Raw genomic sequence first — 13,460 nt, forward strand, 5'->3', positions numbered from 1 at the left:
CCTGAAACGTAGATTTACTGGTCGTCCTGAGCGGGGCGCTTGGGGATGTGTCGCGGATCTGGGGTCCATTCGGGGAACCCAGGGAAATCATCGGGGAGGATTACATTGGGGTTTTCGGGCAGGTTTGGCATCGTCTCAGGGAAGCCGAGCTGCTGGCGAATGATCAGAGCATCGGTCTCCAGCGCGCGTGCATAGTCTTCTCGACTCCAGCCGATATCGTTGCCGAACGGGAAGCCGCTGATGAAGTTGGTGAGATCTATCATCTCTTCAAAATAGGTGTGGTACATGGAGACTGGATCTGGGCGCCAGCCCATACTGGGATTTTCGAGGCTCCCGTAGAATAGTTCTTCTATTCGCCCCGGTTCAATGAGCCGTTTGAGTTCCCGGGAGGCGATCGAGCGATAGGGCGAATCGAGCCTGCATTCGGCGTTGGTGGGTTTACTGAAGAGCTCGGTATACCCGGTCAGGTTTGTCACTTCCGCGCACCACCGCAGGGTTGGCATGGAGTAGTAGATCGCTTTCCATGCATGTGGGGGCAAGGCTAGGACTTGTGTGATCCTTCCTCGGAAGAGTAGCTCGAGTGGTTCGGTCAGCTCGGCCATGGAGAACATAATCGAGAGTTCTTGCAGGAGTGCATGTGAGTTGTACTCTGAGTTGCAAGCGAGTTCCTTGTCGGCTTCCTTGCCCAAGTACCTTTTTACATCCTTGATGCCCGAAGCGTGGGCGAGGCCGACAGCCTCCTTGAAGAGCTGATCCGCCTCTTTCTCAAGAATAGGGTCATAGTGCGATTCGCTCATGAGTGGAAATCTGCCCCTTGCATTAGTTTGACCGGAAGCCTTCGACGGACGTGCCTGGCTTGGTGGGGTCTCCCGCGACCTGGCGGACGAACTTGCCTGCCTCCGGGTCGCCGACCTTCCACCGCAGCTGAGACCCGACGCTCCGGTTGACAGACAAGTCAAGCCACTGAACGTTGCCCAGCGAATCTTTGCCGCCAAGTTGGAAGTCGATTTTGTGGTCGAGATCGTAGCCCTTTACCGCTTCGCGGACGAGTTCACGGCGCTCCCGCCGCAGGCTCGCCTCGGACAGGTCGCCTCTCTTGTTCAGAGCATCCCAAGCCTCTGTCAGTTCCTTGGACTTCAGATGATCCGGCAACAGGTCGTATCCCACCTCCGGGTGATGGTCGAGCATGCGCCTCTTGCTCCAGTAGCGCTTCTTAGGAGCCTCCTTGAAGGCCATTGGCTCGCCTCTGGCGCTTGCCGCCTTGGCTTCCTCGTCGAGGCCGGTGACCTTCTTGTCGAACTCCCGATGCTGGATATCGTTCCAGCCCTCTTTGCGGTTGAGCCCCACAATGCCCCGGGCCGGGTCATCAGAGACCCGGCCCCCAAGACCGGCACCACCGGGCCCGCTGCCAAACCCAGAGCCCGCACCGGTACCGGTGCGCTGTGAGGCCATGGCCATCTGAAGGTTCTCCTGGAACGAATTCACCCTCGCCCCATCAGCCAGGTGCCCGTCCGCAAGGGCGAGCGCACCCCCACCGTCCAAGCGCCCGGCAAGTCGCTCTCCCGCGTAGGCGAGATTCTGACCCACCGTCCGCACCCCAGCCGAGACGTACGCACTGAACCGGTCAAACGTCGCCGCCGCCCGCTGCGCCTGCGGCAACACAGCACGCTTCACGCTCTCACTCGCCCGGTAGGCGGCGTTGTTCACGCCTTCCAGCCCCAGGGACACCTGGTTCTTGATGCTCAGGTGAATGTCCCGCAGACGGATCTCCGGCATCTTCACCGGGCTCAGCTTGCCGAGCTTGCCGCCGAGAGCGCTGGCAAGATCACCGGCCTTGCCCGCGATGTTCCCCGCCTTGCCCGCGAGCCGGCCGGCCTTGCCTGCGGCGGCCGCTCCCTTCAGGCCCGCACCGGCGCCACCGGTGGCCACGGTCTGGAGCACGTCGCCGGTGAGCATGCCCGCGGCCTTGGCCGGGTTCCGCTTCCATTCCTCCACGTTGAGCATGGCCTCGCCGACGTTCTTCAAACGCCCAGCGGACTCGCGGTAGCGGCCCGGGGCGACGGCGGCCATGACGGGGGAAGTCGTCACTGCAACATCGACAGCGAGCGTGCCGATGCCCTTCCACGTGGTGGAGAACGTCTCCCAGTCAAAGACATTCACAAGGGACACGAGGCCCGTAAACGTGCCCTTGACGCTCTCCCAGAGGCCCGAGCCGAAGTCCTTGGCGCCTTCCCAGAGGTCCCGGTACCAGGGCTTGTCCCACTCAGCGGGCTTGCCCCACGGGGCCTGGCCAGCGCCGGCCGCAGAGTTGAGCATGTCCTTGCTGTAGCCGTAGTACTCCTCACCGCTGCCGGCGGGGGAGCCGTCTGCGGCGGTCTCGCGGTACTGAGTGCCGCCATAGATCGCGTTGATCGCATTGGCGCAATCGCGCTCGGCATCCTGGTGGCTCTGGACGAGCCCGCTGATGCGGTCCAGCAGCGCCTGCTGGCGCTTGACCTTCTCCTCGTCCTTCTTCCACTCGCTGTCGCCGGAGACCTCGTTCTCGAAGGATGCGATGTCAGCGACGAGTGTGGCCTTGGTCTTGGCAAGCGCCCGCTCGGTCTTGGCGTAGGTCTCGAGGGCCTTGGCGACGTGGTCAGCGTTGGTCTTGACGTCATCACCATCGCCCAGGTTCGGATTGAGCGCGTTGACGAGCGTCTCGGTGTCAGGCGAGACGAAGTGCGTGCGGAGCTTCTTCCACTCCGTGTCGATCTTCGTGGTCGCGCTCTCAACACTCGAGCCGTGGCTGCGAATGCTGCGCGCATGCTCCTCGACGGAGTCAGCGTCCGCAAGGTCAGGGATCTGAGAGGCATCGATACCGGAAGCGGTCATCGCTCATCCTTTCGCGGGCCGTGGTCAGACGCACCGGCCGACTGCGCGGCGCCACCCTTGGCAGCGCCCGGGGCATCATCGCCCTTGCTCTCGGTGTGGCCGATGGACGTGACGGAACGCTGCACCATCGTCTCGTCCCCTTGCTGGAACTCGGTCAGGGCTTCGCTCAGCTTGGTCGTGCCGTTGCCTGTGAGCGTCGCGATCGATTCGACATCCTTGCCGAACGAGCGCTCGTAATAGCCGATGAGGGCCTTGCCCACGATCCCCGACCTCGAGGCCTTGGCCGCATTGGGCACGTCCTTCGCCATGCCCTTGCTGGCCGTCTCGAAGGGCTTGGACTCGGTGACCACGTTGGTGATGACCGAGTTGCAGCCCGGGACGCTGATGTCGTACTTCATGTGCCCTTCAAACCCCCATGTGAAGACAGAGTGGGGCGGGCGAAGGTCTGGTGTCTCCGCCCGCCCCAGCCGGAGGCACGTGCTGCAGGGAGAGCCCCTGCGGGCTCCCCGAGGGGAAACCCTGTGCCGCCTGTGAGCGGGTGTGCGCTAGCCGATGTTCGAGATGGCGGTGCGCGTCTTGGACTGCGTCTGCGTGGCGGTCTGGTCGTTGTCGCCCAGCGTCGTCTTGATCAGGTGGATGATCTGCTTCACCTCGCCGGAGGCGTTCTTCCAGCGGGTCTCCACGTGCTGGTACTCATCCGAGGCGCCGTCCATCTGGAAGTCAGACATGGCCGTGGCAACCTGCTGATCGCGCTGGCTCATCAGAGTCTCGAGGCGGGAGACAATGCCCTGGATGTCTCCCTGGACGTTCTGGGAGGCGTCGGTGTCAAAGGAAATGCGGTCTGCGCTCATGTCACGTGTCCTTGAAGTCTCGTCGGGGCGGGATCAGCGGGCGGCGAATCGGGCGCCGTCGAAGTTGGCAGTGCCCTGTGCGCGCTGGGAGTTGTCGGCGGTGTCCTGGTCGCCGGTCTGCGTGTGCTGGTCCATCTCGCTCTGACCCTGGTTGATGGCCGCGAGGGAGGTGTTGAGGTCGTTGGTGACCTCGTCCACGCGGGACTTGAACTCGTCGAACTTGGCCTTGCCCGCGCCGTTGAACTTGCCCTCGAGGGGCTGCGCGGCGTCCACCAGCTGGCGGACCAGGCTCGTGAGCTCGTCTGCGCTCGAGCCGGTGTCCCGGGTCAGCGTTCCAAGCGCCTGTGCGCCCATATCGAACTTCATCAGCGAACCGTCCTCACTGTGTTGATCTCCCCCATCGGGATCGCCCGTAGAGGCTTGAGTTGACGAGATACCCTAACCATGATTTCCTGCGGGCGCGCAACCCCTGCGGGGGCAATTGCCTCCTGCTCGTTCCGTATTCCGGTCTAGTTTCACCGGGATGCGTCATGGTGCACACGCCGCTGTTTGCCGCATGTTTTCTGGCCCAGCACGCCGAGGCTCCCGAATCAAGTGCGAACTTCCCTTAGAGTTGACTGATAGATGCCGTTCGCGCGGACCAGCGGCCTGAGGTCGTGGACGCGAGCTCACCGGGTAGGGGGAATCTGTGCGCCAATACGATCAGCAAGTGGTCGAGGCAGTCACCCTGCGGCGCCAGCGGGTCCAGAACGCCGTCTTCTTCGGGAGCGCTCGGTGGCGGCGCCAGCTCCCGGACCAGCTCCGGCCCCTGCTCATGGGAGTCATCGTGGCGGCGGTCATCGCTGCCGGGTGCATCGCCACCTCCTTCATCGTCAACCTCATCGAGAAGCAGCAGGCAGAACAGGCCAAGTACCGCCGCGGCGCCGCCCCGGCCTCGGTCACCCAGATCTACACCCACGGCAGCGAAGGTCTCCTTTCGTGACAACGTCTCTTACCCGCGTCACCGTCTCAGCTGACGGCCGCAATGCCGAGCTTCTGCTTCCGTCTGACGAGCCGGTCAGCGCCCTTCTTCCCTGCCTTGTCGAGGTCCTGCGCTTCTCTGGGGCCACCGGTGTGGGCCGTGTGGCTCTCAACCGGCTCGGCGGCCCAGCCCTTCCGGACGGCGCCTCTCTCCGCGAGGCAAACGTGGAGGATGGAGCCTGGCTGCTCCTCACCGCGACCGAGGACGCGCTTCCGGAGCCTGTGGTGTACGACGTCGCGGACGTCGTCGAAGAAGAGCTCCCCGCACTCCAGCGTGCCGGCAGTCCGCAGGCGCGGGACCTCCTCGCCTCGCTGTTCGGTGGCCTCTCCCTCATCGCGGCATTCGGTCTCTTCGCCGCCTGGACGCCCCAGGCCGTGCCGGTCGCGGCGCTCGTCATCGCGGCCCTGTGCTGGGTGGCCAGCGCGGTGATCCCGTGGCGGGCGGGACTCGTCAGCCGCGTGCTCTCGCTCGTCCCGCTCGTTGTCTGCGCGTGGTCTCTCATCATCGGCACGTGGACCATGGACGTGAGGATCTGGATCGCTGCGGGTGCCGTCCTGCTCACCCAGCTCGCCCGGGAGGCCAGCCGCCGCTCAGCGCGCAGCGCCGTCGCCATCCTTGCAGTGGCGCTCTTTACGGGGGCCGCGTGGATGCTCGCGCTCCAGCTGACACCGCGCCTCGGGGACGCCGCCGCTGTGGCGGGTTCGGTCTCGGTGGTGCTCCTCGGTCTTGTTCCCCGCTGGGCCCTCGGCCTCGCCGGCCTCAACTCGCTCGACGATCGCCGCGCCCGGTCAGCGGAAGTCACCCGGCTCTCCGTGACGACGTCACTCGCGGCGGCCCACCGGATCCTTCAGTCCTCCTTCGTCTGGATCGGCGCCTCTGTCGCCCTCGCCTCGGTGCTGCTCGACGACGGCGGGCCCAGCCCCGCTTGGCACATCTCCCTCCTCGCGGCATGGGCGCTCGTCCTGCTGCTGCGTCTGCGCCACTTCCCGCTCGTTGTCCAGCGAGTCGTGCTGGGAGCTGCCGCAGGCGTCGTCGTCGTCTCCCTCTTCGCCGCGCTCGCAGCGGTCCTCCGCAACCCGGTGTGGACGGCGGTGGGGGCTGGAGTGTTCCTCCTTGCCGCCCTCGCGCTCCTCGGCAGTGTGGCGATCCGCCTGCCGGAGCATATCCAGGCCCGCCAGCGCATGCTCGCAGACCGCGCCGAGGCGCTGATTGCGCTGTCCATGATCCCCATCCTCATCGGGGGCTTCGACGTGTACGCGTCCCTCGTGACCACGTTCCAGAAGTAGGAAAGGACCCCCACGATGGCCTCACGACGAGCCGGTGACCGCTCTTTCCTCCAGGCCAGTGCGACCTCCCTCGCGGAGGCGGACGAGCCCCGCTGGGCCCGTTACGGACGCCTGGCCCTCACAGCCGGGCGCGCCGCCATCCATGACGCCTACCCCTCCGAGCTGGCCCGCACGGTCCAGGGCGCACAGCAGCCCGTCTCCACCGGGCGGCGCATCGCTGTCATCTCGGCCGGCGGAGGGGCCGGCGCATCCACGGCAGCCTCACTGGTGGCCTTGGCCCTCGCCGAGGTCCGGCGCGATGCCGTGGGGCTCGTGGACCTGGCGAGCCTGCGCTCGGGCCTCGCGCCGAGTCTGCTCCACACGGCCCACGGCGGGCCGCGTGCGAGCCTCGGGTCCCTGAGCGTCGCGGCACCCCACGGCCGCTCAGAGTTCCTCGCGGCGCTCTCAGCAGAGGAGGGGCGGCCCGTCGTGGTCGGTGCCTCGCAGCATGAGAAGCCTCTCGACGAGCGCGGGGCCACGGCCCTCGTCGCCGAGTTCTCCCGCCACTGCGCGGTGACCCTCGTCGAGTGCCCGCCGGGGATCGACGACGAGCGGACTCGCGCCGTCCTTCGCCGCGCCCACACGGCCGTGCTCGTGGCGGACATGAGCGAGTCAGGCTTCCAGGACGCTCAGGCGCTCCTCGACGCGATGCGTGAGGACGGGTTTGACCTCCCCGTGCTCCTCCTCGGGAACGAGCGCAGCGCGGGCCGCTCCTCGGTGCTGCGCCGCGCCCGCCGCACCGCCCGTGAGACCGGCGTTGCCTTCCAGGGCCTCAGGCATCAGCGGCGCTTCCGCTCCGGGCAGCCACTGTCCCTCGATGCGCTGCCGGAGCCCGTGCGGCTTGAGGTCTTCCGGATTGCCTCGACGGCGCTGACACTCGCCCGGACGGGGGCGGCGTCCTCGTGACCTACCGCGTCGTCCATCGCCCGGCCCGCTCTACCCGCCCGCAGAAGACGGGCGAGCGCGTCTACCTTGAGCCGCCGCCGGTCCTTGACCAGACGGGCGGCAAGGTCAACTTCCTGACGATCGTGCCGCTGCTCGGCGCGGCCACGTCGATGACCGTCATGATGCTCTTCCGAGGGTCCCCTTTTGCAGCCGTGGGCGCCATCATGATGGTGGTCACCGTCATCGCGTCGATCCTGCTCCTCTTCACGCAGCGTGGAAAAGCGCGGCGTGAGCGGCAGGTCAAGCGGGACGCCTATCTCGAGTATCTCGACGACAAGCGCCGGGAGTTCACCGAGGAGGACGCCAGGCTGCGCGCGAGCGCCAGGGTCAACAGCCCAGAGTTCGCGCTTCTGCCCAATATCGTCAGGGACCCCGCGCGCCTCTGGGAGCGTCGGCGCGGCCACAGCGACTTCCTCCGCCTTCGCCTCGGCGTCGGGGAGCGCCCGGTCCGGGACCTCGAGATTCGCACGGAAGCCCAGTCGATCGAACGGCCGGACTACTTCCTCGCCGGGGAGGCCGAGAACGTCCGCCGACGCTACAGCGTGGCGCCGGGCGTGCCGTGCGAGTTCTCGTTCCGCTCGCTCGGTGAGGTGACGGTGGTCGGCCCCCGCGAGGCGGCCTCGCCGCTGGCGCGCCAGATCATGAGCCGCGCAGCCGTCCTCCACTCCCCGGAGGACCTGTACCTCGCCCTCGTCGTTCCCGAGCCGCGCCGACACGAGTGGGAATGGGCCGCGTCCCTCCCGCACGTCAACGCGCAGGACCGCCCTTCGCGGCTCGGTCCTCTCAAGCGCGTCTACACGAGCAGGGAGGAGATGGCCGCGGACCTGCGGGGCGAGCTCCTCAAGCGGGCCAAGCTCGCGGCTGAGGCGCGCAAGAACAGCCGGGACCTGGACCTGGACACGCTGCTCCCGGCGATGCTCGTCGTCGATCTGTCCGAGGAGGGGCCGGCCGTGGCTCTCGCGTCGCCGGACGCGCTGCTGTCCGCCGCCGACCTGGGCCTGACCTGCGTGCGATTCCTCGAGGAGCGCCTGCACGAGCCGGACCGCATCGCGGCCCGCTTCACAGTCACGGGAGCCGACGACGGGCGGGTCTCCGCCCGCTACGAGGACCTGCGCGACGAGGAGTCCCACCCCGAACCCCTGGAGTTCATGCTCGAGGACGTCAGCCAGGCGCAGGCCCAGGCCCTGAGCCGCCTGCTTGCCCCGCTGCGTCTCGCGCCGGACTCGCTCGAGCACAACGAGAGCGTCAACTCCGAGCGCTTCACGGAGATGCTGAGTCTCAACGAGCTCAGCCGTGGCGAGATCGAGCGCAACTGGGGCTCCCGCTCGGATGCGGACTTCCTGCGCATCCCGCTGGGGCCGGACGACGGCGGCAAGCCGCTCCTGCTCGACCTCAAGGAGTCGGCTCAGCTCGGCATGGGGCCGCACGGTCTGTGCGTCGGTGCTACGGGCTCCGGAAAGTCGGAGCTTCTGCGCACGATCGTCCTGGCTCTCATGACGACGCACTCGCCGGAGCGACTCAACATGGTGCTCGTGGACTTCAAGGGCGGCGCCACGTTCGCGCCCTTCGAGGGCGCGCCGCATGTCAGCGGCATCATCACGAATCTCTCCGAGGAGACCTCGCTCATCGACCGCGTGCACGACTCGCTCGCCGGGGAGATCCTCCGCCGCCAGGAGGTCCTCAAGGCAGCGGGCAACATCGCCAACGTCACGGACTACGAGCTGCACCGCCGCGAGGCCAGCGCCCGCGGCGAGGAGTGGGCGCCTCTCCCGCACCTGCTGGTCATCATCGACGAGTTCGGTGAGCTCCTCACCGCACAGCCGGACTTCATCGACCTCTTCCTCTCGATCGGTCGGATCGGCCGCTCGATCGGCGTTCACCTCATGCTCTCGAGCCAGCGGATCGAGTCCGGCAAGCTGCGAGGCCTGGACACGTACCTCTCCTACCGCCTCGGCCTGCGCACCCTCTCCGAGGCCGAGTCCCGCACCGTGCTGGACACCCCGGACGCCTTCCACCTGCCGGCCATCCCCGGCTACGGATACCTCAAGGTGGATACGACCGTGTACGACCGCTTCAAGGCAGGGTTCGTCTCCGGTCCGCTGCCGTCCCAGGTCGAGGAGGAGACCGACCACAGGACGGACCGCCCCCTCGGCGTCCTTGAGGCGCCCTTCGGGGTCGGGGAGCAGCAGGCCGTCGTCGCCCGCCTTGCCGAGGACCGGCGCGCGCCGGAGGACGAGGAGCCCGAGGAGAGCGAGCGGACCACCGGCGAGACCGTCATGAGCCACCTCGTGGACATTCTCCGTGAGTTCCCACGAGCCACGAGTGAGATCTGGCTTCCGCCGCTGCCGAACGCGCTGGCGCTGGACACCGTGCTCGGGGAGCCGCAGGTCACCGCCGAGGGCTTCGCCGCCCCCACGGGTGGGGCCCTGCGCATCCCCGTGGGCCTGCTCGATGACCCGTCCAAGCAGTGGCAGGGCCAGTGGGACATCGATTTGACGCGTGCCGGCGGCAGCGTGGCCTTCATCGGCGGACCCCAGACGGGCAAGTCCACGGCGCTGCGCACGCTTGCGCTCTCAGCCGCCCTGACCCACTCGCCGTCAGAGCTCGCTCTGTACGGCGTGGACCTCAAAGGCAGCGCCCTGCTCACGCTCGAGCAGCTGCCGCACGTGGGTGGGGTCGGCGTGCGCACAGTGCGCGAGAACGTCCGCCGCACGGTCGAGGAAGTGCACGCGATGCTCATCCACCGCGAGGAGGTGTTCGAGCGCTATGGCCTCGACTCCCTGGAGACGATGCGCGAGCGGCACCGCCGTGGCGAGATCCCCGAGCTGCCGGTGGCAGACATCGTCCTGCTCATTGACGGCTACGGGCAGATCGCGGACGAGTTCGAGGAGATCGAGAAGCCGGTCCACGAGATCCTCGCCCGCGGGTCCGGGTACGGTGTGCACGTCGTCGCCACAGCAACCCGCTGGAACGAGATCCGGATCGCCCAGCAGTCCTTCTTCGGCAGCAAGGTCGAGTTCCGCATGACGGAGCCGTCCGAGTCCGTGTTCGGCAAGAAGAAAGGCGAGGCGCTGCCCGTGGGCCGCCCAGGCCGGGCGCTGCAGGACGATTCGCTCATCGGCCACTTCGCCCTCCCGCGCATGGACGGCGAGGCGAGCGCGGAGGGGCTCGCGGACGCGTTCGCGGCGATCAGCCGTGAGCTCGCGGAGCATACAGACGCGTCCTGCGTGGCGCCGGTCCGCGTCCTGCCGCAGGTTCTGCCGTTTGAGCGGCTCGATCCCGCGCCCCGCGAGGGCGTCCTCCAGCTCGGGCTCGTGGAGCACGACTTCTCCACCCAGTTCGTCAGTCTCTTCGGGCGGGATCGCCACCTGCTCGTCATGGGGGACTCGCAGAGCGGAAAGACGAACTTGGTCCGCAGCGTGCTGCGCCAGCTCGTGGACGGCGCGGACCCGGACTCGCTCGTCGTCGCCCTCTTCGACCCGCGGCAGGAGCTCGACGGCGCCGTGCCGGACGAGTTTCTCGGCGGTCACGCGAAGAGCTCCATGCTCGCGCAGGGTCTCGCGGCGTCTATCGCACAGGAGCTGGAGAACCGGGTTCCGAAGGACCCCACGGCCTCCGGGCCCGTTGTCGTGCCGAAGCCGAGGATCGTGCTGGTGCTTGAGGACTACGACGTCCTCACGTCCGGGGGCACGAGCCCCCTGGCGGCTATCGCGCCGTTCGTCTCGATGGCGAGCGAGATCGGGCTGCACGTCATCATGACGCGAAAGGTCGCTGGAGCCTCTCGCGGTATGTTCGAGTCCGTGACAGCAGCTGTCCGCGAGTCTGGGGCCGCAACGTTCCTCATGGACGGAGACCGAACCGAGGGCGCGCTCGTCAACGGCGTCCGAGCCCGCCACTTCCCTCCGGGCCGCGGCCTGTTCATTCAGGGCGGCCGCGCGCCGAAGACTGTCCAAGCCGCCTATGACCCTTCCCTCGACAAGGACGAAGAGGACTATGAGTAACCGCTACACCGTCATCACGCTCAACGAGCCGGACCCGGCGGCGCTTGCCTGGGCCGTCGCGGACATCAACCCGGACTTCTACCTTGTGGTCAGCCAGGAGAAGCAGCAGTGGGAGGTGTACGACACCGACGACACCACCCTCCTCTTCACCGTGGACGCCGCCTACTACGTGCAGGTGCCGGGGGAGATCGCGCGGCTCTTCGGCTCGACTGCAGGGCTCAACTTCGAGCCCCTCGGCGGCGAGCAGCCCACGTACTGGATGGACGTCAACGCGGTGCGGGGAAGCGAGCGGGCGGAGGCGGCGGCGGCGAAGTTCGCGCAGCTCTGCGCACACCTCGGACTCGGGACGGCCGTGCAGCACGGGCCCGTCTTCACCCATCTCGGCGAGGCGGACGAGCTTCTTCGTCCGGAGTGGAAGGACTGACCATGAGTGAGATCAACGGCATGACGATGGGCGGCGGCGAGGCCGTGGCCGGCAGCATTGTCCTGCGCTCTGACGCACCCCTCGTGGGCCACACGCAGTGGCTCGCGAAGGCGCTGAGCGAGGCGAAGACCAGCGGGCGCGGCTTCGTGCTGCTCACGCCCAACACGACCAAAATCACCCGTTCCCTCTCGCGTCTTTTGAGCGAGGTGGGGGCGGGGTGGATCGTCGAGGACGGCCGCGGCGGCTGGTTCGTCGGAGACACCGGCCAGCGTGTCTCGCGCCGGCCGGACGGGATCTTCGAGGGTGAGGACAGCGTCTCCGATCATTACGCTCGCGAAGGGCTCGCGCAGGACCGCGGCGGCATCTTCCTCCGCGCCGAGGCCCTCCGTCCCCGGAGGATCACGACGACGGTCGGGCATCTCGCTGAAGCCGTCTGCACCGAGCTGACCGGCTCGGCGCCGATCGGTTGGGGCGTGCAGGAGCCTGTCACGCAGCCGTGGTCGGTCAAGGACATCAGCAGCACCTACTCCCGGGAGAAGGCCGCGGGCCACTTCCTGCACTTCGTGGGCCCTTTGGGGGAGCGGCGATTGACTGGGTCCCTTCAGATCCAGAAGCCTCGCAACGGCGTGGTGGAGCACGTCGAGGCGGCCCTGGAGCGAACAGAGCCGCTCACCCTCGATGAGCGGGTCTCGCTGGCCCACATGCTTCACGGGCAGTCCGTGCGGTGGGGGACGGCGTTCCAGCTCGTGGGCGGGGACCCGGGCGTGGTGGCCCCGTTCTACACGGGGGCGCCGGTGCCGGCCGCGGCCGTGTTCGGCCCGGAGGCCCTCAAGGGGCACGACCCGGCTGAGGTGGTCTCGTTTGCCCGGAGCCTCGGGGCGGAGTGGTGCGAGGTCCTCGGAGACAAGCCGAAGCGGGCCAGCCTTGCCGTGATTCTCGCGGACACACCCTCAGAGACGCGGCGGCACCCCGCCGAGATTCTCGACGAGCTCACCTCCCGCCTGGTCGGCACGCACGCCGCCGCGAACGTCGGCACGAACGCCGGCGCGTAAGGCGTAGGTTGGACATGAGGGCGTTTTGGCACCCTCACCATCCCCAATCTCAGGAGGACCCATGCCGCAGGACCAGCTCACCTTCCAGAACCCCGTCACGGCGTTCGAGTCCATCGAGCCGCCGAAGCAGCACCAGGAGGAGCCCGGGCTTGACCTCAAGCTCGAGCCCCAGCCGGACCGCGGCGAGACCTCGTACCGCGGGACAGGCCGCCTGACCGGCCGCAAGGCCCTCATCACGGGCGGCGACTCAGGGATCGGCGGCGCCGTCGCCATCGCGTTCGCCCGCGAGGGCGCCGACGTCGCCATCAACTACCTCCCGGATGAGGAGGAGGACGCCCAGGTCATCCGCAAGCACATCGAGGAGGCGGGCCGCACCGCCGTCCTCATTCCGGGCGACCTCCGCGACCGCGACTTCTCCAGCGAGCTGCCGGGCAAGGCCGCGAAGGAGCTCGGCGGGCTCGACATCCTCGTCAACAATGCGGGCAAGCAGATCTCGGTCCCCGAGCTGGGCGAGCTGACGGACGAGCAGGTCGAGGCGACGTTCGACGTCAACATCCTCGCCATGTACCGCGTGACGCGGGCGGCGCTGGAGCACCTGACGCCCGGTTCGTCCATCATCAACACGACCAGCGTCCAGGCCTACCGCCCCTCGGGCCACCTCCTCGACTACGCGGCCACGAAGGGCGCGATCAACGCCTTCACGAAGGGCCTCGCCCAGCAGCTCGGCCCGAAGGGCATCCGTGTCAACGCCGTGGCCCCCGGCCCCGTGTGGACGGTGCTTCAGGTGACGGACGGCCAGCCCAAGGAGAAGCTGCCCAAGTTCGGCAAGGACACGTACCTGGGGCGCGCGGGCCAGCCTGTTGAGCTCGCCCCCGCGTACGTGTTCCTGGCGTCGCCGGAGTCCAGCTTCGTCCTCGGCGAGACGCTCAACGTCAACGGCGGTCAGCCCACCCCGTAGGCCTCGCGGGCA

General features: G+C 67.8%; 12 protein-coding genes. 7 read left to right on the top strand and 5 right to left on the bottom strand.

What is annotated here, in order from left to right; genetic code table 11:
• Positions 1-14: 14 nt before the first annotated feature.
• From J2S35_RS05930 to J2S35_RS05950, 5 genes are all read right to left on the bottom strand, one after another.
• Positions 15-797: a hypothetical protein gene (locus J2S35_RS05930; RefSeq protein ID WP_309850911.1), complete on the bottom strand. Its 783-nt coding sequence runs from the start codon at positions 795-797 to the stop codon at positions 15-17.
• Between the two features lie 22 nt (positions 798-819).
• Positions 820-2,871 carry a hypothetical protein gene (locus J2S35_RS05935; RefSeq protein ID WP_309850913.1) on the bottom strand — a complete coding sequence of 684 codons (2,052 nt, stop codon included), beginning with the start codon at positions 2,869-2,871 and terminating at the stop codon, positions 820-822.
• On the bottom strand, positions 2,868-3,269 hold the full coding sequence (locus J2S35_RS05940; protein ID WP_309850916.1) for a DUF6507 family protein: 402 nt from the start codon (positions 3,267-3,269) through the stop codon (positions 2,868-2,870). Before J2S35_RS05940 ends, J2S35_RS05935 begins: the two co-directional genes overlap by 4 nt.
• Positions 3,270-3,416: 147 nt before the next feature.
• A complete protein-coding gene (locus J2S35_RS05945) occupies positions 3,417-3,722 on the bottom strand; it encodes a pore-forming ESAT-6 family protein (RefSeq protein WP_309850919.1) in 306 nt (101 codons plus the stop codon).
• A gap of 33 nt (positions 3,723-3,755) precedes the next feature.
• Entirely contained in the window at positions 3,756-4,088 is a 333-nt protein-coding gene (locus J2S35_RS05950; protein ID WP_309850922.1) for a hypothetical protein, read from the bottom strand.
• Between the two features lie 322 nt (positions 4,089-4,410).
• Between J2S35_RS05950 and J2S35_RS05955 the strand changes: the two genes are divergently transcribed.
• The 7 genes from J2S35_RS05955 (at position 4,411) to J2S35_RS05985 (ending at position 13,448) form a co-directional block, all read left to right on the top strand.
• Positions 4,411-4,704: a hypothetical protein gene (locus J2S35_RS05955; protein ID WP_309850925.1), complete on the top strand. Its 294-nt coding sequence runs from the start codon at positions 4,411-4,413 to the stop codon at positions 4,702-4,704.
• Positions 4,701-6,029: an EsaB/YukD family protein gene (locus J2S35_RS05960; RefSeq protein WP_309850928.1), complete on the top strand. Its 1,329-nt coding sequence runs from the start codon at positions 4,701-4,703 to the stop codon at positions 6,027-6,029. The genes J2S35_RS05955 and J2S35_RS05960 overlap by 4 nt, the downstream gene beginning before the upstream one ends.
• A gap of 15 nt (positions 6,030-6,044) precedes the next feature.
• Positions 6,045-6,974 (top strand): GTPase domain-containing protein, encoded by a 930-nt coding sequence (locus J2S35_RS05965; protein ID WP_309850930.1) that lies wholly within the window; start codon positions 6,045-6,047, stop codon positions 6,972-6,974.
• On the top strand, positions 6,971-11,014 hold the full coding sequence (gene eccCa, locus J2S35_RS05970; protein WP_309850932.1) for a type VII secretion protein EccCa: 4,044 nt from the start codon (positions 6,971-6,973) through the stop codon (positions 11,012-11,014). Before J2S35_RS05965 ends, eccCa begins: the two co-directional genes overlap by 4 nt.
• Complete coding sequence (locus J2S35_RS05975; RefSeq protein ID WP_309850934.1) at positions 11,007-11,438, top strand: hypothetical protein; 432 nt, start codon at positions 11,007-11,009, stop codon at positions 11,436-11,438. The genes eccCa and J2S35_RS05975 overlap by 8 nt, the downstream gene beginning before the upstream one ends.
• Before the next feature lie 2 nt (positions 11,439-11,440).
• Entirely contained in the window at positions 11,441-12,490 is a 1,050-nt protein-coding gene (locus J2S35_RS05980) for a DUF6177 family protein (RefSeq protein ID WP_309850936.1), read from the top strand.
• Between the two features lie 61 nt (positions 12,491-12,551).
• A complete protein-coding gene (locus J2S35_RS05985; RefSeq protein WP_309850938.1) occupies positions 12,552-13,448 on the top strand; it encodes an SDR family oxidoreductase in 897 nt (298 codons plus the stop codon).
• Positions 13,449-13,460: the final 12 nt, after the last annotated feature.

The sequence above is a fragment of the Falsarthrobacter nasiphocae genome (genome assembly GCF_031456275.1).
Lineage (GTDB): Bacteria > Actinomycetota > Actinomycetes > Actinomycetales > Micrococcaceae > Falsarthrobacter > Falsarthrobacter nasiphocae.